The organism is Halomonas sp. DP8Y7-3, assembly GCF_019801675.1.
Lineage (GTDB): Bacteria > Pseudomonadota > Gammaproteobacteria > Pseudomonadales > Halomonadaceae > Halomonas > Halomonas litopenaei_A.
In genome coordinates this window covers 12,486-35,093 of the sequence record NZ_JAHVIO010000002.1, presented here as the reverse complement: position 1 = coordinate 35,093, position 22,608 = coordinate 12,486, and the positions used below count along the sequence as shown (strand labels likewise).

The window sequence follows — 22,608 nt, the reverse complement described above, 5'->3', positions numbered from 1 at the left end:
TGACAAGTTGACAGCGGCGTCTCAAAAAAGGGGCACCGTCTCCCGTCACTCGCCGCCACCACCCCTGGTGACGACTGCGGCGTCTCCCGACACTCGGGCCTTGCTGATGGTCTGTCGCCCTACCAGAGCCGCATCACATCAAAGTACAGGGCCATGATCATCAGCGTTCCGACCAGCGCTAGACCCACCTTCAGTCCGACCGCCTGGGTGCGCTCGGAGACAGGCCGTCCGCGCACCGCCTCGATCAAGTAATACAGCAGATGGCCACCGTCGAGCACCGGGATGGGCAACAGATTGAGCACCCCCAGGCTGATCGACAGGTACGCCATGAAGTTGACGAAGCTCTCCAGACCCGAGCGAGCCGTATCGCCCGCGATGCGCGCAATCGTGATCGGGCCCGACAGGTTGGTCGGTGAAATCAGGCCCACCAGCATCTTGCGCACCGCGTCGAAGGTCAACACTGTCATTTCGGCGGTGCGCGATGCAGCTTGCCCCACGGCCTCCAGAGGTCCGTAGCGGATATCTCGCTGATACTTCTGGGGCCAGTCTACCGGTGCAACGCCGGCACCGATATAGCCGATCTCGCTACCATCATCGAGACGGTTCCCGCGCGGGGTCAGGCTTAGCGTGACAGAGGCATCGCCTCGCTGCACGTCGAGCTCCATGGCCTCGCCGGGACGCGCCCGGACGCGCTGGACCAGGTCCGGCCAGTCCGCCACCGGCTCGCCATCAATCGCCACCACCCGGTCACCGGGCTGCAGCCCCGCCTGGACCGCTGGCTCGTTCTCGACCAGTTGGCCGATCACTGCCGGCATGTCCGGGCGCCACGGCCGGATACCCAGCGTTCCCAGCGGCTCCGGTGGGTCCTGCCCCACCAGCCAGTTGTCCACCTCGACCGGGTAGGTCCGGGCAACGCTGCTGCCCTCCGCCCGTGTCTCGATGGCCAGGCTGCCGCTGGCGCCAATGGCAGCCACCAGCTTCAAGTTGATGTCGTCCCAGGAGCGAACCGGCTCACCGCGGACGGCGGTGACTTCCATGCCCTGCTCCAGCCCCGCCTCGGCCGCCGGAGACTGCGGCGTCACCTCGCCCACTACCGGCACGACAGTCGTGGTACCCGCCACAAACAGCGCCCAATAGGCCACCAGCGCCAACAGGAAGTTGGCCAGCGGACCCGCTGCGACAATCGCAATACGCGCCCACACTGACTTGCGATTGAAGGCCTGATCCAGCTGGTCAGCCGGGACATTGCCCTCACGCTCGTCGAGCATCTTGACGTAGCCGCCCAATGGAATGGCGGCGATCGCGAACTCGGTGCCATGGCGGTCCACTCGCGACCACAAGGGCTTGCCGAAACCTACCGAGAAACGCAACACCTTCACGCCACAGCGGCGCGCCACCCAGAAGTGACCGAACTCATGGAAGGTGACCAACAGGCCGAGCACCACCAGCACGGCCAGAATGTTCTGAATCAGGCCCACCTACGTCTCCTTGGCAATGTCGCGTGCGTCGGCGCCAGCGCCGTCGTTGTTCCGGCAGCAGAGAATGAGAAAGGTTCCACTAAACAACGCATCAGCGGCGTGCCTCCAGCCAGGCCAGCGCATGACGCCGGGCCTGGCGGTCGGCGGCCAGCACCGCCTCCAGATCATCGGCGCGGCCATCAAAGTGGCCCTCCCTGACGTCCTGTACCAGCGCAGCAATGGCATTGAAGCTCAGGCGCCGATCCAGGAAGGCCTCCACCGCGATTTCGTTGGCGGCGTTGAGTACGGCAGGCTGCAGTCCCCCTTCCGCCATCGCCTCGCGAGCCAGACGCAGGCAGGGAAACGCCGTTTCGTCGGCCGGCTCGAAGTCCAGACGAGCCACCGCGAACAGATCCAGCGACTGCACACCGGCATCGATCCGCTCGGGCCACGCCAAGCCGTAGGCGATGGGCGTGCGCATATCCGGGTTGCCAAGCTGTGCCAGCACCGACCCATCGCTGTAAGCCGCCATGGAATGAATCACGCTCTGCGGGTGTACCACCACCTGAATCTGCTCGGGCCGAGCATCGAACAGCCAGCAGGCCTCGATCAGCTCGAGCCCCTTGTTCATCAGGGTGGCACTGTCTACGGAAATCTTGCGGCCCATCGACCAGTTGGGATGCGCACAGGCCTGGTCGGGGGTGACCTGGGCCAGCTGCTCGGAGGAGTAACCGCGAAAGGGACCGCCCGAAGCGGTCAGCAGCAGCTGGGTGACCCCATGCTGCGCCAACCCTCCACGGTGTTCACCGGGCAGACACTGAAAAATGGCATTGTGCTCGGAATCGATCGGCAACAGCGCCGCGCCGCTCTCCTCGACGGCCTGCATGAACAGCGCCCCCGACATGACCAACGCTTCCTTGTTGGCCAGCAGCACGCGCTTGCCCGCCCGCACCGCAGCCAGCGTCGGCAACAGTCCGGCGGCGCCCACGATGGCCGCCATGACCACCTCGGCTTCCGGCGCACTGGCGACCTCCGCCAATGCCTGATCACCGTGGCGTACCTCGGTGGCAAGGCCAGACTCCCGGAGCTTCAGTGCCAGCCAGTCGGCATCGGCTGCACCGCCCAGCACGGCCACCTCGGGATGGTGAGACAGGCACTGTTCCAGCAGCGCCTCGCGGGACCGGTGTGCCGTCAGGGCGTGGACGCGATAGCGGTCGGGATGCCGGGCGATGACGTCGAGGGTACTGGTGCCGATAGAGCCGGTGGCTCCCAGCACAGTCACCCCCTTTACTGCCTGTGCGTCAGAGCGCTTAGGATCTGTCATGACGCCACCAGCCAGGTAAAGAAAAGTGCGAAGACGGGAATCGCAGCCGTCAGGCTGTCGATGCGATCAAGCACGCCGCCATGCCCGGGCAACAGGGCACTCGAGTCCTTGATCCCGCGATGGCGCTTGAGCATGCTCTCGAGCAGATCCCCCAGCACCGAGATCAGGGTCACGGCCAGTGTCAGCAGCACCAGCGTGATGGCAGCGGACAGCGATAGCGCCTGCCACAGGGCAAACACCACCGCCAGACAGGCAGTGACGGCCATGCCACCGTATACGCCTTCCCAGGACTTGCCTGGGCTGACGCTGGGCGCCAGCTTGCGACGGCCAAAGGCGCGACCAACGAAGTAAGCACCGATATCGGCTCCCCACACCAGCAGCAGCACGAACAGTAGCCAGGCGGCGCCGCTCTCCCGCAGCAGGTTGAAGCCGACCCAGGTGGGCAGCAAAACCCAGCCGCCCATGGCCAGGCGCATGCAGGTCGACGACCACTGCGGCGTGCGCTCAGGATGCCCCAGCACCCACCACAGATTGATCGACCAGCCAACGGCGCCTATCACCAAGGGCCACAGGGCGTGAGACTGACCGGTTAGCCACATCACCAGCATGACCCCGGCCAGCGCCGCCGGGGCTAGCCAACGCCTCACTCCCCGATCCAGGCCTGCCAGGTTGGCCCACTCCCAGCCCGCCAGCACCACGATGGCGCCGGTGAACAGCGCGAAGGCGCCCCCTTCCAGTCCAAACAAGCCTGCCAGCGCCAACGGCGCCAGCCAGACCGCCGTAATGATTCGCTGTCTAAGCACCCTGGGCCTCTAGCTGTTCGTCAGTCATGCCGAAGCGGCGCTTGCGCTGGCAGAAGTCCTCCAGTGCGTCGTCGAAGGCCTCGCCATCGAAGTCGGGCCAGAGCACGGGCGTGAAGTACAGCTCCGCATAGGCCAGTTGCCACAGCAGGAAGTTGGAGATACGGCGCTCGCCGCTGGTACGAATGCACAGATCGACTGGCGCCGCGTCACTCAAGCACAGCTCCTGTGCCAGGGTGCCTTCGTCGATGGCATCCGCCTCGAGCTCACCCCGCGCGACGCGCTCGGCCAGCCGCCGCGCGCCGCTGGCGATGTCCCACTGACCGCCATAGTTGGCGGCGATGACCAGGCGCAATCCCTGATTGCCCTGCGTCAACCGCTCGGCATCTTCAATCCGCTTCTGGATCGCCGACGAGAACCCCGAGGTATCACCGATCACCGACAGACGGATATCGTGCTCGTGGAGCTTCTTGACCTCGCGCTTGAGCGCCATCAGGAACAGTTCCATCAGCGCGTTCACTTCAGCGGCGGGACGTTTCCAGTTCTCACTGGAGAAAGCAAACAGCGTCAGCGTCTCGATACGTCTCTCGGCGGCACGACGAATCACCGCTCTCACGGCTTCGACACCCGCGTGATGCCCGCGCACACCGGATAAACCGCGCGCCTTGGCCCAACGGTTGTTGCCATCCATGATCACGGCCACATGACGAGGCAGACTCGCAAAGGGCGGCAGCGGGCGAAGTTCGGGAGACGGCGTTGACTTCATGGGGTCTCGCATGACGTTTGAATCCAGCCTCACCGCATCCTGGCAGCAAGACAATCGGTTCATTTGTCGGCCATCGGCCAAGGCGATGGCCGACAAAGCAACCTCGGCCACTGGTCACATGCAACACGATAGCGCACGCCCAGTGCAGCGGCACCCCGGGCCTGCCGTCGCGGCAGCCCCGGAGCAGCGCCGGATCAGACCTGCATCAGGTCTTCTTCCTTGGCCGCCAAGGTCTTGTCGATTTCGGCGATGAAGCGATCGGTGATCTTCTGCACCTCATCCTCGCCCTGACGCTCTTCGTCCTCGGAAATTTCCTTGTCCTTGAGCAGCGCCTTGATGTCATTATTGGCATCACGACGGACGTTGCGGATCGCGACCCGCGCGTTCTCCGCTTCCTGACGCGCCTGCTTGATGTAGCCCTTGCGCGTCTCCTCGGTGAGCATCGGCATCGGCACGCGGATCACGTTGCCGGCGGACGCCGGATTGAGGCCGAGGTCAGAGGTCATGATCGCCTTCTCGACCTTGGGCACCATGCTTTGCTCCCAGGGCACGACGGTCAGCGTGCGGGCATCTTCGACGTTGACCGACGCCACCTGGTTCAGCGGCATCATGGAGCCGTAGTATTCGACCTGGACGGCATCCAGAATACTGGGATGCGCGCGGCCGGTGCGAATCTTGTTCAGGTTATGATGCAGCGACTCGATGGTCTTCTGCATTCTCGTTTCTGTGTCTTTCTTGATGTCGTTGATCACGATCTCACCCTCTGTCGATCAGCGTGCCTTCCTTGCCACCCACTACCAGGTTGAGCAGGGCGCCAGGCTTGTTCATGTTGAAGACCCGAACCGGCATGTCATGGTCACGCACCAGACAAATCGCGGTCAAATCCATCACCCCGAGCTTCTGTTCGAGGGCGTCGTCATAGGACAGTTGGTCATACTTGACGGCATCGTCGAACTTGACCGGATCCTTGTCGTAGACACCATCTACCTTGGTTGCCTTGACCACCACGTCGGCATCGATCTCGATGCCGCGCAGACACGCAGCGGAATCGGTGGTAAAGAACGGGTTACCGGTACCGGCGGAGAACAGCACGACATCGCCGGACGTCAGGTAACGAATCGCCGTGCGTCGGTCGTAGTGCTCCACTACCCCACTCATGGGAATCGCCGACATGACCCGCGAGCGGATGTTGGAACGCTCAAGCGCATCGCGCATGGCCAGGGCGTTCATCACCGTCGCCAGCATGCCCATGTGGTCACCGGTGACACGCTCCATACCGGCTTCATGCAGGGCGGCACCACGGAACAGGTTGCCACCGCCGATCACGATGCCTACCTGGACGCCGATGCCTACCAGCTGCCCAATCTCGAGGGCCATGCGATCAAGCACCTTGGGATCGATCCCGAACTCGGCATCCCCGGTCAACGCCTCGCCTGACAGCTTCAGCAGGATGCGCTTGTACTTCGACACATCGGCACGGGGCTTGTCGAGCTTGGACTGGGGGGAAGAATCGGCGCTACTCATGGCATTTCTCCACTGGGGACTGGATGGGTCGAGTGACGGTCGGTCAGGCCGTACGCTCACCGCTGACGCATACACGAAGGCGTGCGCTTTCGCGCACGCCATCTTTACACTGTGCTAGCACAGTATGGAACCTTGGGCCTCGGGAAACACATCCCTTTAGCTACGCTTGGCCTGTTCCATGACTTCCTTGGCGAAGTCGACCTCTTCCTTCTCGATGCCCTCGCCCACTTCGAAGCGAGTGAAGCCGATCACTTCACCACCGGCGGCCTTGACGAACTCGGCCACGCTCTGGTTCGGATCCTTGACGAAGGGCTGCTCGGTCAGGCTGTTCTCGGCCAGGTACTTCTTCAGGCGGCCCTGCACCATCTTCTCGGCGATCTGCTCGGGCTTGCCCGCCATATCCGGCTGCGCCAGGATGATGGCCTTCTCCTGGTCGAGCGCTTCCTGAGGCATGTCCTCAGGACGAGCAACGGCCGGGTTGATCGCAGCCACGTGCATGGACACGTCCTTGGCGGCTTCCTGAGTGCCACCCTTGAGCTCGGTCAGCACGCCGATGCGGCCACCGTGCACATAGGCACCCACCAGGTTGCCGTCAGCCGCATCGACGACCACAGCGCGACGCACGCCGATGTTCTCGCCGATTTTCTGGACCAGCTGCTCACGAGCAGTTTCCAGCTCGCCAGCGGTCACAGCGGCGACGTCTTCGCTCTTGGCAGCGAAGAAGGTATCCGCCACCTTGTCGGCAAACGCCTTGAAGTTGTCGTCACGAGCAACGAAGTCGGTCTCGGAGTTGATCTCGACCATCACGCCGTAGCTGCCGTCCTCGGACACGCGAGTCACGACAACGCCTTCAGCAGCGGTACGACCCGCTTTCTTGGCGGCCTTGAGACCAGAGTTCTTGCGCAGATCCTCAATGGCCTGCTCGATGTCACCGCCGGCTTCGGTGAGTGCCTTCTTGCACTCCATCATGCCGAGCCCGGTACGCTCGCGCAGTTCCTTGACCTGGGAGGCGCTGATAGCTGCCATGGTATTCACCTCTAAATGGTTCGACCTGGGTGTCGGAGAGGCCCTCGGCTTGACCGCGGGCCAGAGTAGAGAAAAGGGGGCCTCGGCCCCCTTTGCGCCTGTCCGGCGTGGATCGCTTGCGCGATCAGCTGGCCCAGGCGGGCCGAAGCTTACTCGGCAGCAGCGGCGGCATCGCCTTCGCTGTCGGTCACTTCGACGAACTCATCGGGGCGACCTTCCTTTGCACGACCGCAGGCATCGGCGATGGCCTTGACGTAGATCTGGATGGCGCGGATGGAGTCATCGTTGCCCGGGATCACGTAGTCGACGCCGTCCGGATCGGAGTTGGTGTCAACCACGCCGATGACCGGGATGCCCAGCTTGTTCGCTTCGTTGATAGCGATACGCTCGTGGTCGACGTCGATCACGAAAAGTGCGTCCGGCAGGCCGCCCATTTCCTTGATACCGCCGATGGAGCGCTCGAGCTTCTCTTGCTCGCGAGTCGCCATCAGGACTTCTTTCTTGGTCAGCTTCTCGAAAGTACCATCTTCGTGCATGGTCTCGAGTTCGCGCAGACGCTTGATGGACTGACGAATGGTCTTGTAGTTCGTCAGCATGCCGCCGAGCCAGCGGTGGTTGACGAACGGCTGACCAACGCGGTTGGCTTCTTCCTTGATGATCTTGCTCGCGCTACGCTTGGTACCGACGAACATGATCTTGTTGTTGGCAGAGGCCATCTTCTCGACCACATCGATCGCCTCGTTGAGCGCCGGAAGGGTATGCTCGAGGTTGATGATGTGAATCTTGTTACGAGCGCCGAAGATGAACTTGCCCATCTTCGGGTTCCAGTAACGTGTCTGGTGACCGAAGTGTGCGCCTGCCTTGAGCAGGTCACGCATATTGACGTGTGCCATGGATGACTCCTGAAAAATCGGGTTAGGCCTCCATGCACCCCATGGATCCGACCAGAGGTTTCCCTCAGGCACCCGGGACCATGTGTCGGTGCATGTGTGTTTTCAAGGCTCGAGGCTTCCACTGTGAAAGCCTCTTCTGTTTGCCGCCTTCCCGTAACGCGCCGCCTGGCGAGGGCGTCGCAGGCAGGGAGCGAAGGATCGTAACCCTTCCTTATCTCACCCGCTCCGTGATCGACACACCCATGCAGGGAACGGCGATTGCAGGAAAGCGCGCAGCTTTATACCATGGATGACTTTCGAATTGAAGTCGCCCAGCGTCTCGCGCGCTCGACGCCGCCGCATCGACACCCGCATACGGCCATTCTGCGCTGTGTCAGCCGCAGCCTCCTGCCCCATGGCGACCCCACACAGATCGAGATTCCATGAACGTACCCATCAAGACGCCCGACGAAATCGAAAAAATGCGCGAAGCCGGCCGCCAGGCGGCCAGCGTGCTGGAGATGATCACCCCTCACGTCGTCGCTGGTGTCAGCACCGGCCACCTGGACAAGCTGTGCCACGACTACATCGTCAATGAGCTCGGCTCGACCCCTGCCCCGCTCAACTATCATGGCTTTCCCAAGTCCATCTGCACCTCGATCAACCATGTGGTCTGCCACGGCATCCCCGACGACAGCAAGAAGCTGAAGAAGGGCGACATCATGAACATGGACATCACCGTGAAGACTGCCGATGGCTATCACGGCGACTCCAGCGTCATGTTCATCATCGGTGACACCATTCAGGGCGAGCGCCTGTGTCGCGTCACCCAGGAGTGCCTGTACCGCAGCATGGCGCTGGTACGCCCCGGGGTGCGGCTGTCCGAGCTCGCCCGCGCCATTGAAAGCCATGCCCAGGCCAACGGCTACTCCGTCGTTCGGGACTTCTGCGGCCACGGCATCGGCGCCGGCTTCCATGAGGATCCCCAGGTACTGCACTACGATGGCTACGCCCCGGAAGCCGACATCGAACTGGCGGCCGGCATGTGCTTTACCATCGAGCCAATGATCAACGTCGGCGACCATCGCACCAAGGTGCTGCGCGATGGCTGGACGGCGGTCACCAAGGACAAGGGACTGACTGCCCAGTGGGAGCACACCCTGCTGGTGACCGAGACCGGGGTCGAGGTGCTGACCGCTCGCTCGGATGAAGACCTGTCCTTCCTCGAGCGCTGAGAGCCCATGCTGCTGCACCACTACCGCTTCGCACCGGAATTCGAGCTGTTCGACGTCGACGACTTTGCTCGCCAGCTCGACGGCCAACGTTCTCCCATCGCTCCATTCAAGGGGGCGCTAAGGGAGATTCAGGCCCGTCTCGATGAGCGCTTCCTGGGAGGCGCAGACATCCGTGACCTGGTACGCGGGCGGGCCTGGTGCCTCGACCAGCTGCTGGCCCTTGCCTGGTCACGTCAGACGGGGCTGGACGACGGGGTTGCCCTGCTCGCCGTGGGCGGCTACGGCCGCGGCGAACTGCATCCGCATTCCGATATCGACCTGATGTTCCTGCTGAAAGACGATGACGACACCCCTTATCGGGAAGCGTTGACCTCGTTTATCACCTTTCTGTGGGACATCGGCCTGGAAATCGGCCATAGCGTGCGCTCGCTCAACGACTGCGCGCGCGAGGCCGAAGCCGATGTCACCGTCATCACCAACCTGCTGGAATCTCGCACCATTGCAGGGCGGGAGGCGCTGCGCCAGGCCATGCGTGAGCGGCTGGCGGCGGAGCACATGTGGCCGGCGGATCGCTTCTTCGAAGCCAAGTGGCAGGAACAGATCGCCCGCCACTATCGTTTCAACAACTCCGAGTATCATCTGGAACCGAACATCAAGAGCTCACCCGGTGGGCTTCGCGATATCCAGATGATCGGCTGGGTCGCCAAGCGCCATTTCGATACCGAGTCCTACGAGGATGTGGTGGCCAAAGGCTTCATGAACGACGCCGAACACCGCATCCTGAGCCAGGGCCAGGCGTTCCTGTGGCAGGTTCGCTACGCCCTGCACATGCTCACCGGGCGCGCCGAAGATCGCCTGCTGTTTGACCATCAGAACACCATCGCCGAGCTGTTTGGCTATCGCGACAACCCTGAGCGTCTGGCGGTAGAGCAGTTCATGAAGCGCTATTACCGTCATGTCACCGCCCTGGCTGGGCTCAATGACATGCTGCTGCAGCACTTCGACGAGCAGATCCTGCGCCCCGACGAGCCGATTGCGGTCACCCCGCTCAACGAGCGCTTTGAAGTCGCCGGTGGCTACATCCAGGTACGCTCGCGCACCCTGTTTCGGGACCAACCCTCGGCCCTGCTCGAGCTGTTCTACCTGATGGCAGAACATCCTGAAATTGAGGGCGTGCGCGCCGATACCATTCGCCTGATCCGCGACCATCGACACCTGATGGACGATCGCTACCGCGACGACCCTCGCCACCAGGCCCTGTTCATGGCGCTGTTGCGCTCTTCCGGCAATGTCGCGCGCCAGCTCCGTCGCATGAACCGCTATGGCGTGCTGGGCAAGTATCTGCCGGCCTTTGGCCAGGCGGTTGGCCTGATGCAGCACGACCTGTTCCACATCTACACGGTAGATGCCCACACTCTGCGCCTGCTGAAATGCCTGCATGGTTTTCGCAAGCCGGAGTCCAAGAAGGAATTTCCCGTCGCGGCCACCCTGATCCACCAGGTGCCGAAGATGGACATCCTGTGGATTGCCGGACTGTTTCACGACATCGGCAAGGGCCGCGGCGGTGACCATTCGCTGATCGGTGCGCGCGAGGTCGAGGTCTTCGCTGAGCGACACGGACTCAGCCAGCGCGACACCCGCCTGGTCAGCTGGCTGGTGGAGCATCACCTGCTGATGTCGATGGTGGCCCAGAAGCGGGACATCACCGACCCCGAAGTGATACGTGACTTCGCCGCCACGGTGGTCGATGAGACGCGCCTGGACTACCTGTACATTCTCACCGTCGCCGATATCACCGCCACCAATCCGACGCTGTGGAATGGCTGGCGCGCGTCGCTGATGCGCCAACTGCACGCCGAAACACGGCGCGCCTTGCGTCGCGGACTCGAGAACCCGCTGGAGCGTGACGACTGGGTGCGCGAAACCCGTGAAGAAGCCCACTCGCTACTGGCGACCATCGGCGCCGACATGGCGCGGGTAGATGCCCTGTGGCGCTCTCTGGGAGAAGACTTCTTTCTGCAGTACGCACCGAGCGAAGTGGTCTGGCAGACCCAGGGCATGCTCGACCACGCCGGCAGCGACATGCCGCTGATCCTGATCAATGCCCCCACCGACGACATGCCCGAGGGCGGCACCAAGGTGTTCATCCATACCCGCTCCGTGGATGACCTGTTCGCCGCCACCGCAGCGGCAATGGAGCAGCTTGGTCTGTCGATCCACGACGCCCGCATCGCCACCTCGCTCAATGATTGGACGCTGAATACCTTCATCGTGCTCGACGATCACGACCAGCCGATTCGCGACGCCGTGCGCCTGGAGGAGATTCGCCGCCATCTGGTCGAGGAACTGGATGATCCGGACGACTACCCCACCATCGTGACGCGCCATACACCGCGCCAGCTCAAGCATTTCAAGGTCGCCACCCAGGTCGCCATTGAACAGGACCCCAACGGCGAACGCACCTTGCTGGAGCTTACTGCCCCTGACCGTCCAGGCCTGCTGGCCCGGGTCGGCAGCATCTTCATGGAGCAGGGCATCACACTGTCGGCGGCCAAGATCGCGACCCTGGGCGAGCGCGTCGAAGACGTGTTCTACGTCACCGACCGCGCCGGCCTCCCGATCACCGACCCGCAGCGCCAGCAGGCGCTGCGCGAGCGACTGATCGAAGTGCTCAGCGTGTAACGACGGGAAGCCGTCGGCGCCCGTGCATTTGAGGCGGGCCCGACGCTTCCCTATAATCGCCGACAGCCCCATTCCCGCGATGACAACGACGCCCCAAGGGCGCGCCAGGACCTCATGAACCCTGATCTCGATGCCTTGCAACCGTATCCCTTCGAGCGCCTGGCGGCGCTTAAGGCCGACCTGACGCCACCGGCGCACCTAAGCCACAGGCCGCTGACCATCGGCGAACCCCAGCATCCGCCCTACCAGGCGGCACTGGACGCCCTGGTGCGCCATCAGGGGGAGTTCGCGCGCTACCCTGCGATCGCTGGTCTGCCACCATTGCGCCAGGCCATCGCCGCCTGGGCCAGCCGCCGCTTTGCTCTGCAAGGCCTGGATGCCGAGCGCCAGGTATTACCGGTCAATGGCACGCGGGAAGCCATCTTCGCCTTCGTCCAGGCCTGCCTGGACCGCTCACGTCCGGCGCGTGTGGTGGTGCCCAACCCGTTCTACCAGATCTATGAAGGCGCCACCTTGCTGGCCGGCGGCCAGCCGCTCTACCTGGACTGCCGTGCTGACAACGGCTTCCGGCCAGACCTGTCCGCCATCGATGCCGACACCTGGCGCGACGTTCAAATGGTGTTCATCTGCTCACCGGGCAACCCCACCGGCGCCGTAACGCCCCTCGAGGATTTTCAGCAGCTGATCCGCCTGGCTGACGAACACGATTTCATCATCGCCTCGGACGAGTGCTACTCGGAGCTGTACCTGGACGAACAGGCGCCACCTCCGGGCCTGCTCGAAGCTGCCGCCGCCATGGGGCGCCACGACTATCAACGTTGCCTGGTCTTCCACTCCCTGTCGAAGCGCTCGAACTTGCCGGGACTGCGTTCGGGTTTCGTTGCCGGTGATGCCGATCTGATCGCTCGCTTCCGTCGCTACCGCACCTACCACGGCTGCGCCATGGCCCTGCCGATTCAGCATGCGTCCATCGCCGCCTGGGCCGACGAAACCCACGTGCGCGACAATCGCGACGCCTATCGCGCCAAGTTCGCGGCGGTCACGGAGATTCTCTCGTCGGTGGTCGACTTTCCTACTCCGGAAGCCAGCTTTTATCTGTGGCCAGCAGTGCCCGACGGTGACGATGAGGCACTGACCCGGCGCCTGTATGCTGAAGCGCATGTCAGCGTGCTACCGGGCAGCTATATGGGCCGGATCGGTGCCGATGGCAGCAATCCAGGCAGTGGACGCCTGCGCCTGGCTCTGGTCGATGAGCTCACCGCCACCTGCGAGGCAGCAGAACGCATTCGACACCTGCTGGCCAGCGGCTGACGTCGCTGCCACCACGACGCCCCACTTCGAGGACAGGCCATGCTGACGCTCTATGTGATCAAGAACTGCGACACCTGCCGCAAGGCGCAAAAGGCACTGGACGCAAGCGGACACCCCTACCAGGTGCATGATCTGCGCGCTGACGGTGTCTCTGCCGCCCTGCTCGAGCACTTTCTCGAGTCGGTTGCGGTCAAGACGCTGCTCAATACCCGCAGCACTACCTGGCGCCAGCTGCCCGACGACGACAAGCAGGACGTCGACGCCAACAAGGCCCGCGAGCTGATGCTGGCCAACCCGACACTGATCAAACGCCCGCTGCTCGACAAGGGTGATGACATCCTGGTCGGCTATCGCGACGGCGATTACGACGCTCTCTAACCCCGATTGAACACGTTCACTTTAAAGGACATACGGCATGCACAGCTTTGCACTTGGTATCGGCACTCAGAACACCCAGGGCGACTGGCTCGAGGTCTACTATCCGGCCCCCCTGCTGACCCCTGACGCCAGCCTGGTCGAGGCCGCAGCCAAGGTCCTCGATGCGCCCAAGGGCACCGCCGTGGTCAGCTTCCTGCCCGAGCACTGCCAGGCCCTGGCTGATGCCCTGCGCGACGCAGGTCATCCAGAACAGGCCGACCTGGCCGCCAGCCTTGCTGCCAGCCAGCGCCCGCTGGTCGCGACCTTCATTGACCAGGACCTGCCTCCGCAGTCGGCCCCCGAGGTCTATCTGAAGCTGCACCTGCTGTCCCACCGTCTGGTCAAGCCGCACCAGCTCGACCTCACCGGCATGTTCGGTCTGCTGCGCAACATTGCCTGGACCAGCGAAGGCGCGATCGACGTCATCGAGCTGCCGGCGCGTCGCCTCAAGGCCCGCCTGGAAGGCCGCACCCTGTCGGTGGACTGCGTCGACAAGTTCCCCAAGATGACCGACTACGTGGTACCCGGCGGCGTGCGTATCGCCGATACCGCGCGGGTACGTCTGGGCGCCTACCTGGGCGAAGGCACCACCGTCATGCATGAAGGTTTCGTCAACTTCAATGCCGGTACCGAGGGCCCCGGCATGATCGAAGGACGCATCTCTGCTGGCGTGATGGTTGGCAAGGGTTCCGACCTGGGTGGCGGCTGCTCGACCATGGGCACCCTTTCCGGCGGCGGCAACATCATTATCTCCGTGGGTGAGGGCTGCCTGATCGGCGCCAACGCCGGTATCGGCATCCCCCTGGGCGATCGCTGCACCGTGGAGGCAGGCCTCTACATCACCGCGGGCGCCAAGGTCACCCTGCTCGACGACCAGAACCAGGAAGTTCGCACCCTGGCAGCCCGTGAGCTGGCGGGTCAGAGCGACCTGCTCTTGCGCCGCAACTCGACCAACGGCCGCATCGAGTGCCTGACCAACAAGAGCGCCATCGCCCTGAACGAAGCGCTGCACGCCCACAATTGATCCTGAGTGCGGCGGCCCCGGCCGCCGCCCCTCATCGAGACCGCCATGCCGACTACCGATCTTCCCGCCCCGACCGGCGCAACTGCGCCGTCCGAGACGCTTTCGCCCACCCTGGAGCTTGCCCTCGAGCTGCTGCGTCGTCCATCGGTGACACCGGACGACATGGGCTGCCAAACGCTGATGATCGAGCGCCTGGAGCGGCTTGGCTTCAACGTCGAAACGCTGCGCTTCGGCGACGTCGACAACTTCTGGGCGGTACATGGGCATCATGGCCCTGTCCTGGCCTTCGCTGGGCACACCGACGTTGTACCCACAGGCCCGGAGCACCAGTGGCAGACGCCTCCCTTCGCTCCTGAGATTGATGCCGACGGCATGCTCAGGGGGCGTGGAGCGGCTGACATGAAGGGCAGCCTGGCGGCAATGATCACAGCGGTGGAGCGGTTCATCCAGGAGCACCCCGATCATCCTGGGCGTATCGCCTTCTTGATCACCGCTGACGAGGAAGGACCGGCGGTGGACGGCACCCGTGCCGTCGTCGAATGCCTGCGCGAGCGCAACGAGCGCCTGGACTACTGTATCGTCGGCGAGCCGTCATCGACGGAGCGTCTGGGCGACGTCATCAAGAACGGGCGTCGCGGCTCGCTGGGTGGCGTTCTCACCGTGCGTGGCATACAGGGACATGTGGCCTATCCGCATCTGGCGCGGAACCCGATCCACCAGATCGCTCCGGCTCTGGATGCGTTGGCCAACGAACACTGGGACTCGGGCAACGACTGTTTCCCGGCGACCAGCTTTCAGGTCTCCAACCTGCGCGCTGGCACGGGAGCCACCAACGTCATTCCTGGCGAAGTGGAGGCCACCTTCAACTTCCGCTTCTCCACCGAGACGACCGACCAGCAGCTGCGTGATCGCACCGAAGCCATCCTGCGTGACTTCGACCTGGACTTCGATATTGACTGGACCTTGAACGGCCAACCTTTCCTGACCCGCGAAGGGGCCCTGGTCGATGCCGCCGTCGCTGGAGTACGTGATGTCACCGGCATTACCCCGGTGCTGTCCACCTCCGGTGGCACCTCCGACGGCCGCTTCATTGCCACCCTGGGCACCCAGGTGGTCGAGCTTGGCCCGCTCAATGCCACCATCCACAAGGTGGATGAGCGTGTCCGCGCCGCCGATCTCGATGACCTCAGCCACGTCTATGAAGCCATCCTGACGCGGCTTTTCGCCAGCGCAACGAAGTGAGGTGATGATGGAGCGCTATCCCGATATCGAGATCTACCTGGGCGATTGCGACCCTGAGCGCATCAGTCGCTGGCTGGCAGAGACTATCGACGCTGCACCGCTGGTATCCCGCGGCAAGTTCAAGTGGAGCACTCAAGGGCAGCGTGATGCCAGCGTGATCCCGGTGTTGCTGGTGGCCAAGGCGGCAGACGGTTTTGCCAGCCTGTGGCTCGACAGCGCCGACTCCCCTTGGGCTACCGACGCAGAGTTCGCCCGCGCGGCGGCCAAGGCGCTGGAGTGCGAGGTCCGCTGTTCCTTGGGCGGCTGGCAGCCTGGCGATGACCCTGACCGCTTCCTGCGGGTGCTGCCCGACGGCAGCGAAAGCGCGTTCGACTGGCCTGACTCCGGCCATTGAGGGACCGGCTCAAACGACGACGCCCCGCACATGGCGGGGCGTCTTCAGGGTAGCGACGACAGCGGAAAGGGGTCAGGTGATGACCGTTACATCGTCGGCTTGCAACCCTCGCTCATTTTCGACCACGTAATAGCGGACCTTTTGGCCCTCGGCCAAGGTGCGATGTCCGCGACCGCGTATCGCCCGAAAATGCACGAACACATCGTCGCCACCATCACGTGTGATGAAGCCATATCCCTTGTTGACGTTGAACCATTTGACCTCACCAATCTCGCGGTCGTCATCTTCGACATCGGCAAGATTGACCAGGCGCGGCGTCAGCGCATTAAGCGATAGGGTAGCCAGCAGCAACACGGCAAAGATGGCGCTGGCTGCAGCGACATAGCCGATCAGCAACGCCTCTTCACCGACAACCCCATGCAATGCCTCGACTGACACACCCGTGGCAAGACTCACCGCCAGGGCAATCAGCAGCGGCGCAGGAGCGGCCAGCAGCACACTGATCACACAACAACGAAAGAAAACCCTTTTATTCATGGACGTAAAAAACTCTCTTGGCATGATGAAGATAGATGGAAAGACCATGGGATCATCGTCTATGCCAATGACACAGGCGAGACCCTTCCGCCACGACTTCTTGGAAAAAGCCCAAGGCAGGCAGCAGACACGATGAACAGTGACACACCGCAACATGAGTCTATCACGGGTATTGACAAGCCGTCCGCCGATCTAGCAAAGCGTGTCGAAGATTTGGAGAGCCGGCTGGCCTATCAAGAACACTGGCTCGACAGCCTGGATGCGACCATCGCCTCCCAAGAGCGCCGAATGATGGAGCTGGAGCGCATCAACCGCCTGATGCAGCAGCGTTTGCGCGAACTGTCAGCGGATAATGAACGTGACCTTGGTGACACTCCCGGCCCCGAGGACGAGCTTCCCCCCCACTACTGAAGCCCCCGCCTCATAGATAAAAAAACACCGCCAGACGGATGCCTGGCGGTGCTGCTGTCAACGGCCTGACGGGGCGTCAGGCCACTAGCGCTATGACTTTACTCGAGACCGTCCAGATAACGCTCCACGTCCAACGCCGCCATGCAGCCGCTTCCGGCTGAGCTGACCTTGTGAAAAGGCGCCGGGCGATCACCTCAGACGAGGCTGTCCAGATATCGCTCCACGTCCAACGCCGCCATGCAGCCGCTTCCGGCTGAGCTGACCTTGTGAAAAGGCGCCGGGCGATCACCTCAGACGAGGCTGTCCAGATATCGCTCCACGTCCAAAGCCGCCATGCAGCCGCTTCCGGCTGAGGTAATCGCTTGGCGATACACATGGTCCATCACATCACCAGCGGCAAACACCCCAGCCACACTGGTCGCCGTGGCGTTACCTTCAAGGCCGGACTTGACCTTGATGTAGCCTCCGGCCATATCCAGCTGACCTTCAAAGATCGCGGTGTTCGGGCTGTGGCCGATCGCGATGAACACCCCAGGGGCGCTGATATCGCGGGTTGCGCCGGTCTCGACGGACTTGAGTCGGGCACCGGTCACGCCGGTGTTGTCACCCAGCACTTCATCCAGCGTATGGTTCCATACCAGCTCGACATTGCCGTTCTCAGCCTTTTCGAACAGCTTGTCCTGCAGAATCTTTTCCGCCCGCAGGCTATCGCGACGATGCACCAGGGTAACCTTGGAAGCGATGTTGGACAGATACAGCGCTTCCTCCACCGCGGTATTGCCTCCGCCGACGACGACCACTTCCTGGTTGCGATAGAAGAAACCGTCGCAGGTGGCACAGGCAGACACGCCCTGTCCCATGAACTGCTGCTCGGAGGGCAGCCCCAGATAGCGGGCGCTAGCCCCGGTGGCAATGATCAGGGCATCACAGGTGTAGGTACCGTTATCCCCCTTGAGCGTGAAGGGGCGCTGACGCAGTTCCACTTCATGGATATGGTCAAACAGCACTTCCGTATCGAAGCGCTCAGCGTGACGACGCATCCGCTCCATCAGCTCGGGACCCTGCACACCAGCATCATCACCAGGCCAGTTGTCCACATCGGTGGTGGTGGTCAGCTGCCCACCCGTCTGCATGCCGGTGATCAGCAGCGGCTTCAGGTTGGCCCTGGCAGCGTATACTGCGGCACTGTAGCCGGCCGGGCCGGAGCCCAGAATAATCAGACGTTCGTGGCGCGCTTCACTCATGGCTACCTCACTGGACCAGATGGCTGCAACGTCCAGAGAGAACGTGCAGCAAATTCAGAAAATGATTCGGCAGATTCGCCGCTGGTGACGTCGTCGTGCAGTCATCGAGGAGCTGCGTTCATCACCATGGGCCAAGCTGCGTCTTCTTCACCCTGCCTGCGGCCGACGGGGCGGGCTCGCCGCCCCGTCCACCACTGGCGCCAATCTACCCGAGACTGGCGCCAGCCATACCTTTACAGTGCGCTGGAGTGCGCGCCCAGGTACTTGGCAACACCTTCTGCGGTGTCCTTCATGCCTTCCTGGCCTTCTTCCCAGCCAGCTGGGCACACTTCGCCATGCTTCTGGTGATGCTGCAGCGCCTTGACCATGCGCAGCATCTCGTCAACGTTGCGGCCCAGCGGCAGGTTGTTCACCACCTGATGCTGTACCACGCCGTCTTCGTCGATCAGGAAAGAGGCACGCATGGCAACGCCGGCGTCCGGGTGCTCGATGCCGTAGGCCTGGGTGATCTCGTGCTTGACGTCGGCCACGATCGGGAAACCGACTTCACCGATGCCGCCGGCGTCGGGGCTGGTCTTGCGCCAGGCGTAGTGGGTGAACTGGGAGTCGATGGAGACACCGATCACCTCGACGCCCAGGTCCTTGAACTGCGCCAGACGGTTGTCGTGGGCGATGATCTCGGAGGGGCACACAAAGGTGAAGTCCAGCGGCCAGAAGAACAGCACGCGCAGCTTACCGTTGCTGTCGGACAGCTTGAAGTTGTCGACGATCTCACCGCTGCCGGTTACGGCGGCAGCTTCAAAATCGGGAGCTTGACGTCCTACCAGTACGCTCATGAAAGTCTCCTTGGGGATTGAAGCGTGATAAGGGAAGCTATCTTTGTTCCCAGCAAGGCGTACAAGACAAGGGCATACCCTAGGCGAGCACGTCCTGCTGGGCCAATCGACCAGCATCACTGGTCCGATAGAAGCTCGCTATTGTCACCTGCCGAGGATGACGCCGCAATGACCCTGTCATTGCTCGGCGGTAACGCGCCTCGCGGCCGCCACTGGCCGGCCACCGCTCAAGCGCTTAGATGACCTCGTCATCGTCTCCGGCCACCACGGAGAGGATCTCTTCCGTCACCGGGTCCACCTCGATACGAAAATGGATGGGTGCGCAGCACTGAGAGCAGTCCTCCCAGGTTTCGTGGCTGCCCTGGGACGTGTCCACCAACACCTCGATGGTGGCATCGCAGTAGGGACAGTCGAGCGTCCACTCAGGCAATGTCGATTCATGCATGCCACGCCTCCGTGGTTGGCCAAGGCCTGTCGAAGGACCCACCATGGGGTTGGCCGACGCTGCTTTCAAGGCCCGATCCGGCACCCGATTTCATCACCATGGTTGAATAACGCAACTATGATGACCAAGTACTACTAAGGGATCTGCCGCAAGACCTCGCCGATCCCCGCGAACCTGGACCGTTCGACTCAATGCCTCAGGAGGAAAGCATGAGCAGTGATTCCCTACCGGATACTCGCCAGACCCTCGACGTTGGCGGGACGCAGTACGATTACTACAGCCTCGCCCAGGCCGCAGATGCCCTGGGGGATATCCAGCGCCTGCCGATGACCCTCAAGGTGCTGCTGGAAAACCAGCTGCGCTTTGCTGACGACGAGAGCGTGTCCAAGGAAGACCTGCAGGCCTTGGTCGACTGGCAGAAGGAAGGCCGCTCCGACCGTGAGATCGGCTACCGCCCGGCGCGGGTACTGATGCAGGACTTCACCGGGGTTCCGGGGGTGGTCGACCTGGCGTCCATGCGCGCTGCCGTGGAAACACTCGGGGAAGAGCCTTCACGGATCAATCCGCTGTCACCGGTCGATCTGGTGATTGACCACTCCGTCATGGTCGACAAGTACGGCGACCCATCCGCCTTCAAGGACAATGTGGCGCTGGAGATGGATCGCAACCGTGAGCGTTACGAGTTCCTGCGCTGGGGGCAGGATGCCTTCGACAACTTCCGCGTCGTTCCTCCGGGAACCGGCATCTGTCACCAGGTCAACCTGGAGTACCTGGGCAAGACGGTGTGGACGCGGGATGACAATGGCAAGACCCTGGCCTACCCCGACACGCTGGTCGGCACCGACTCCCACACTACCATGATCAACGGCCTGGGCGTGCTGGGCTGGGGCGTCGGCGGTATCGAGGCAGAGGCGGCCATGCTGGGACAGCCCGTCTCGATGCTGATCCCCGAGGTCATCGGCTTCAAGCTGACCGGCAAGTTGCGTGAAGGCATTACCGCCACTGACCTGGTACTGACCGTCACCGAAATGCTGCGCAAGAAGGGAGTGGTCGGCAAGTTCGTCGAATTCTACGGTGACGGCCTCAAGGATCTGCCGCTGGCTGACCGCGCCACCATCGCCAACATGGCCCCCGAGTACGGCGCGACCTGCGGCTTCTTCCCGGTGGACGATGAGACGCTGAACTACATGCGCCTGTCGGGCCGTGACGAGGCTCAGATTGCGCTGGTCGAAGCCTATTGCAAGCAGCAGGGTCTGTGGCGAGAGCCGGGCCACGAGCCGATTTTCACCGATACCCTGGCGCTGGACATGGGCGACGTCGAAGCCAGCCTGGCCGGCCCCAAGCGCCCACAGGACCGGGTTGCCTTGAGCCAGCTCGCGCAGACCTTCGAAAAGCTGATGGCCGACGAGGGGACGCCATCGTCCGATAGCCGCAATGACAAGCTGGGCTCTGAGGGTGGCCAGACCGCCGTCGGTGTCGAGCGCAGCTATCGCCATTCCAGCAGCCAGGACGTCAATTACAAGGGCAAGGATTTCAGCCTTGACCCAGGCGCCGTGGTGATTGCCGCCATTACTTCCTGCACCAATACCTCCAACCCCAGCGTGATGATGGCCGCCGGCCTGCTGGCCCGCAAGGCCAAGCAAAAGGGCCTGACCACCAAGCCCTGGGTCAAGACGTCGCTGGCCCCCGGTTCCAAGGTGGTGACCGACTACCTGGCCGCAGCCGGGTTGCAGGATGATCTCAACGAGCTGGGCTTCAACCTGGTCGGCTACGGCTGTACCACCTGCATCGGCAACTCCGGGCCGCTGCCGGAACCCATCGAAGAGGCCGTGAAGGACGGTGACTTGACCGTGGCCTCGGTGCTGTCCGGTAATCGCAACTTCGAGGGCCGGGTGCATCCGCTGGTGAAGACCAACTGGCTGGCATCACCGCCCCTGGTGGTGGCCTTTGCCCTGGCCGGCAATGTGCGCTGCAACCTGGACAAGGACCCCATCGGCGAGGATAGCCAAGGTGAGCCGGTCTACCTGAAGGACATCTGGCCATCCCAGGCCGAGGTGGCCGAGGCTGTCGAGAAGGTCAACACCGAGATGTTCCACAAGGAGTACGCGGAAGTCTTTGATGGCGACGAGGTGTGGAAAGCCATCAAGGTGCCGGAAAGCGAGGTCTACGAGTGGGACGACAACTCCACCTACATTCAGCACCCGCCCTTCTTTGAGGGCATGGGCAAGGAGCCGGCCAAGGTCGAGGACGTCAAGGACGCCCATATCCTGGCGATGCTTGGCGACAGTGTCACCACGGACCACATCTCCCCTGCCGGCGCCATCAAGCCCGACAGTCCGGCTGGCCGCTACCTGCAGGAAAACGGGGTCAAACCCGTCGACTTCAACTCCTACGGCTCTCGCCGGGGCAACCATGAAGTCATGATGCGCGGCACCTTCGCCAACGTGCGCATTCAAAACGAGATGCTCGATGGCGTGGTCGGTGGCGAGACTCGCCACGTGCCCAGTGGTGAGCAGATGGCGATCTACGATGCGGCCATGAAGTACCAGCAGGAAGGTACACCGCTGGTGGTGGTCGCCGGCAAGGAATATGGCACCGGGTCCTCCAGGGACTGGGCCGCCAAGGGGACCTTGCTGCTTGGGGTACGCGCAGTGCTGGCGGAATCCTACGAACGCATCCACCGCTCGAACCTGATCGGCATGGGCGTGGTACCGCTGCAGTTCCCCGAAGGCGAGGACCGCAAGTCGCTGGGCATGACCGGTGACGAGACCGTGTCCATCGAGGGGCTGGATAGCCTGCGTCCCGGTGGCAAGGTCAAGGTGACCATCAAGAGCGACAAGGGCGAGAAGACCTTGGATGCGCTATGTCGTATCGACACCGCCAACGAGCTCGAGTACTACCGCCACGGCGGCATTCTGCACTACGTCCTGCGCAAGATGATCGGCGCCGCCTGATCGGCCAGCCAGGAGCCCCCGCTCCTGGTGTTATCGCCATAAAGACCCTGCTCCGGCAGGGTCTTTTTTTGTCTGTGCCGCTAGCGGCAGGCTGGAAGCTGAAGCTA

At 62.9% G+C, this 22,608-nt stretch carries 21 protein-coding genes; 9 read left to right on the top strand and 12 right to left on the bottom strand.

Going from position 1 to position 22,608, the window contains the following annotated elements:
* Positions 1-119: 119 nt before the first annotated feature.
* The 8 genes from rseP to rpsB form a co-directional block, all read right to left on the bottom strand.
* Complete coding sequence (gene rseP, locus KUV86_RS01615; RefSeq protein ID WP_206940313.1) at positions 120-1,478, bottom strand: RIP metalloprotease RseP; 1,359 nt, start codon at positions 1,476-1,478, stop codon at positions 120-122.
* Between the two features lie 91 nt (positions 1,479-1,569).
* Positions 1,570-2,781: a 1-deoxy-D-xylulose-5-phosphate reductoisomerase gene (gene ispC / locus KUV86_RS01610; RefSeq protein WP_222483381.1), complete on the bottom strand. Its 1,212-nt coding sequence runs from the start codon at positions 2,779-2,781 to the stop codon at positions 1,570-1,572.
* A complete protein-coding gene (locus KUV86_RS01605; RefSeq protein WP_206940315.1) occupies positions 2,778-3,584 on the bottom strand; it encodes a phosphatidate cytidylyltransferase in 807 nt (268 codons plus the stop codon). Before KUV86_RS01605 ends, ispC begins: the two co-directional genes overlap by 4 nt.
* The gene (gene uppS, locus KUV86_RS01600; RefSeq protein ID WP_224908674.1) at positions 3,577-4,347 is read right to left on the bottom strand and encodes a polyprenyl diphosphate synthase; all 771 of its coding nucleotides are present in this window, start codon (positions 4,345-4,347) and stop codon (positions 3,577-3,579) included. Before uppS ends, KUV86_RS01605 begins: the two co-directional genes overlap by 8 nt.
* Positions 4,348-4,541: 194 nt before the next feature.
* Positions 4,542-5,099 (bottom strand): ribosome recycling factor, encoded by a 558-nt coding sequence (gene frr, locus KUV86_RS01595; RefSeq protein WP_206940317.1) that lies wholly within the window; start codon positions 5,097-5,099, stop codon positions 4,542-4,544.
* A gap of 4 nt (positions 5,100-5,103) precedes the next feature.
* Positions 5,104-5,871: a UMP kinase gene (gene pyrH, locus KUV86_RS01590; protein WP_206940318.1), complete on the bottom strand. Its 768-nt coding sequence runs from the start codon at positions 5,869-5,871 to the stop codon at positions 5,104-5,106.
* A gap of 156 nt (positions 5,872-6,027) precedes the next feature.
* Positions 6,028-6,897 carry a translation elongation factor Ts gene (tsf, locus tag KUV86_RS01585; protein ID WP_222483379.1) on the bottom strand — a complete coding sequence of 290 codons (870 nt, stop codon included), beginning with the start codon at positions 6,895-6,897 and terminating at the stop codon, positions 6,028-6,030.
* Positions 6,898-7,046: 149 nt separating this feature from the next.
* A complete protein-coding gene (gene rpsB, locus KUV86_RS01580; RefSeq protein WP_206940321.1) occupies positions 7,047-7,790 on the bottom strand; it encodes a 30S ribosomal protein S2 in 744 nt (247 codons plus the stop codon).
* Between the two features lie 422 nt (positions 7,791-8,212).
* Here rpsB and map point away from each other — a divergent pair, with 422 nt between their 5' ends.
* The 7 genes from map (at position 8,213) to KUV86_RS01545 (ending at position 16,074) form a co-directional block, all read left to right on the top strand.
* Positions 8,213-9,004, top strand: coding sequence for a type I methionyl aminopeptidase (gene map, locus KUV86_RS01575; protein WP_206940323.1), 792 nt, complete (start codon positions 8,213-8,215; stop codon positions 9,002-9,004).
* 6 nt (positions 9,005-9,010) lie between these two features.
* Positions 9,011-11,686 (top strand): [protein-PII] uridylyltransferase, encoded by a 2,676-nt coding sequence (locus KUV86_RS01570; protein ID WP_222483378.1) that lies wholly within the window; start codon positions 9,011-9,013, stop codon positions 11,684-11,686.
* A 114-nt stretch (positions 11,687-11,800) separates the two neighbouring features.
* Entirely contained in the window at positions 11,801-12,997 is a 1,197-nt protein-coding gene (gene dapC / locus KUV86_RS01565) for a succinyldiaminopimelate transaminase (protein WP_222237047.1), read from the top strand.
* A 39-nt stretch (positions 12,998-13,036) separates the two neighbouring features.
* Entirely contained in the window at positions 13,037-13,375 is a 339-nt protein-coding gene (locus KUV86_RS01560; RefSeq protein WP_206940329.1) for an arsenate reductase, read from the top strand.
* Positions 13,376-13,412: 37 nt separating this feature from the next.
* Positions 13,413-14,438 carry a 2,3,4,5-tetrahydropyridine-2,6-dicarboxylate N-succinyltransferase gene (dapD, locus tag KUV86_RS01555; RefSeq protein ID WP_206940332.1) on the top strand — a complete coding sequence of 342 codons (1,026 nt, stop codon included), beginning with the start codon at positions 13,413-13,415 and terminating at the stop codon, positions 14,436-14,438.
* A gap of 45 nt (positions 14,439-14,483) precedes the next feature.
* A complete protein-coding gene (gene dapE / locus KUV86_RS01550; protein WP_222483377.1) occupies positions 14,484-15,680 on the top strand; it encodes a succinyl-diaminopimelate desuccinylase in 1,197 nt (398 codons plus the stop codon).
* A gap of 7 nt (positions 15,681-15,687) precedes the next feature.
* Entirely contained in the window at positions 15,688-16,074 is a 387-nt protein-coding gene (locus tag KUV86_RS01545) for a hypothetical protein (protein WP_222161653.1), read from the top strand.
* A 72-nt stretch (positions 16,075-16,146) separates the two neighbouring features.
* Here KUV86_RS01545 and KUV86_RS20050 read toward each other — a convergent pair whose 3' ends face one another.
* Positions 16,147-16,611, bottom strand: a complete 465-nt coding sequence (locus KUV86_RS20050; protein ID WP_206940336.1) for a cold-shock protein — start codon at positions 16,609-16,611, stop codon at positions 16,147-16,149.
* A gap of 132 nt (positions 16,612-16,743) precedes the next feature.
* Between KUV86_RS20050 and KUV86_RS01535 the strand changes: the two genes are divergently transcribed.
* The gene (locus tag KUV86_RS01535) at positions 16,744-17,022 is read left to right on the top strand and encodes a SlyX family protein (RefSeq protein WP_222483376.1); all 279 of its coding nucleotides are present in this window, start codon (positions 16,744-16,746) and stop codon (positions 17,020-17,022) included.
* Between the two features lie 290 nt (positions 17,023-17,312).
* Here the strand turns inward: KUV86_RS01535 and trxB are convergent, their stop codons facing one another.
* The 3 genes from trxB to KUV86_RS01520 all read right to left on the bottom strand — a co-directional run bounded on the left by trxB (position 17,313) and on the right by KUV86_RS01520 (position 19,547).
* Complete coding sequence (trxB, locus tag KUV86_RS01530) at positions 17,313-18,266, bottom strand: thioredoxin-disulfide reductase (RefSeq protein WP_206940341.1); 954 nt, start codon at positions 18,264-18,266, stop codon at positions 17,313-17,315.
* A 233-nt stretch (positions 18,267-18,499) separates the two neighbouring features.
* Positions 18,500-19,102 (bottom strand): peroxiredoxin, encoded by a 603-nt coding sequence (locus KUV86_RS01525; protein WP_206940343.1) that lies wholly within the window; start codon positions 19,100-19,102, stop codon positions 18,500-18,502.
* 235 nt (positions 19,103-19,337) lie between these two features.
* The gene (locus tag KUV86_RS01520; protein WP_206940345.1) at positions 19,338-19,547 is read right to left on the bottom strand and encodes a CPXCG motif-containing cysteine-rich protein; all 210 of its coding nucleotides are present in this window, start codon (positions 19,545-19,547) and stop codon (positions 19,338-19,340) included.
* A gap of 209 nt (positions 19,548-19,756) precedes the next feature.
* Between KUV86_RS01520 and acnA the strand changes: the two genes are divergently transcribed.
* Positions 19,757-22,501 (top strand): aconitate hydratase AcnA, encoded by a 2,745-nt coding sequence (gene acnA, locus KUV86_RS01515; protein ID WP_206940347.1) that lies wholly within the window; start codon positions 19,757-19,759, stop codon positions 22,499-22,501.
* Positions 22,502-22,608 lie beyond the last annotated feature (107 nt).

Excerpts from the sequence above, each read along its gene's own strand:
- KUV86_RS01525 (WP_206940343.1), bottom strand. The coding sequence starts at position 19,102 with ATGAGCGTACTGGTAGGACGTCAAGCTCCCGATTTTGAAGCTGCCGCC.
- tsf (WP_222483379.1), bottom strand. The coding sequence starts at position 6,897 with ATGGCAGCTATCAGCGCCTCCCAGGTCAAGGAACTGCGCGAGCGTACC.
- KUV86_RS01560 (WP_206940329.1), top strand. The coding sequence starts at position 13,037 with ATGCTGACGCTCTATGTGATCAAGAACTGCGACACCTGCCGCAAGGCG.
- KUV86_RS01520 (WP_206940345.1), bottom strand. The coding sequence starts at position 19,547 with ATGCATGAATCGACATTGCCTGAGTGGACGCTCGACTGTCCCTACTGC.
- dapC (WP_222237047.1), top strand. The coding sequence starts at position 11,801 with ATGAACCCTGATCTCGATGCCTTGCAACCGTATCCCTTCGAGCGCCTG.
- rpsB (WP_206940321.1), bottom strand. The coding sequence starts at position 7,790 with ATGGCACACGTCAATATGCGTGACCTGCTCAAGGCAGGCGCACACTTC.
- acnA (WP_206940347.1), top strand. The coding sequence starts at position 19,757 with ATGAGCAGTGATTCCCTACCGGATACTCGCCAGACCCTCGACGTTGGC.
- KUV86_RS01545 (WP_222161653.1), top strand. The coding sequence starts at position 15,688 with ATGGAGCGCTATCCCGATATCGAGATCTACCTGGGCGATTGCGACCCT.
- trxB (WP_206940341.1), bottom strand. The coding sequence starts at position 18,266 with ATGAGTGAAGCGCGCCACGAACGTCTGATTATTCTGGGCTCCGGCCCG.
- pyrH (WP_206940318.1), bottom strand. The coding sequence starts at position 5,871 with ATGAGTAGCGCCGATTCTTCCCCCCAGTCCAAGCTCGACAAGCCCCGT.
- dapD (WP_206940332.1), top strand. The coding sequence starts at position 13,413 with ATGCACAGCTTTGCACTTGGTATCGGCACTCAGAACACCCAGGGCGAC.
- map (WP_206940323.1), top strand. The coding sequence starts at position 8,213 with ATGAACGTACCCATCAAGACGCCCGACGAAATCGAAAAAATGCGCGAA.
- KUV86_RS01535 (WP_222483376.1), top strand. The coding sequence starts at position 16,744 with ATGAACAGTGACACACCGCAACATGAGTCTATCACGGGTATTGACAAG.
- uppS (WP_224908674.1), bottom strand. The coding sequence starts at position 4,347 with ATGAAGTCAACGCCGTCTCCCGAACTTCGCCCGCTGCCGCCCTTTGCG.
- ispC (WP_222483381.1), bottom strand. The coding sequence starts at position 2,781 with ATGACAGATCCTAAGCGCTCTGACGCACAGGCAGTAAAGGGGGTGACT.
- dapE (WP_222483377.1), top strand. The coding sequence starts at position 14,484 with ATGCCGACTACCGATCTTCCCGCCCCGACCGGCGCAACTGCGCCGTCC.
- KUV86_RS20050 (WP_206940336.1), bottom strand. The coding sequence starts at position 16,611 with ATGAATAAAAGGGTTTTCTTTCGTTGTTGTGTGATCAGTGTGCTGCTG.
- KUV86_RS01570 (WP_222483378.1), top strand. The coding sequence starts at position 9,011 with ATGCTGCTGCACCACTACCGCTTCGCACCGGAATTCGAGCTGTTCGAC.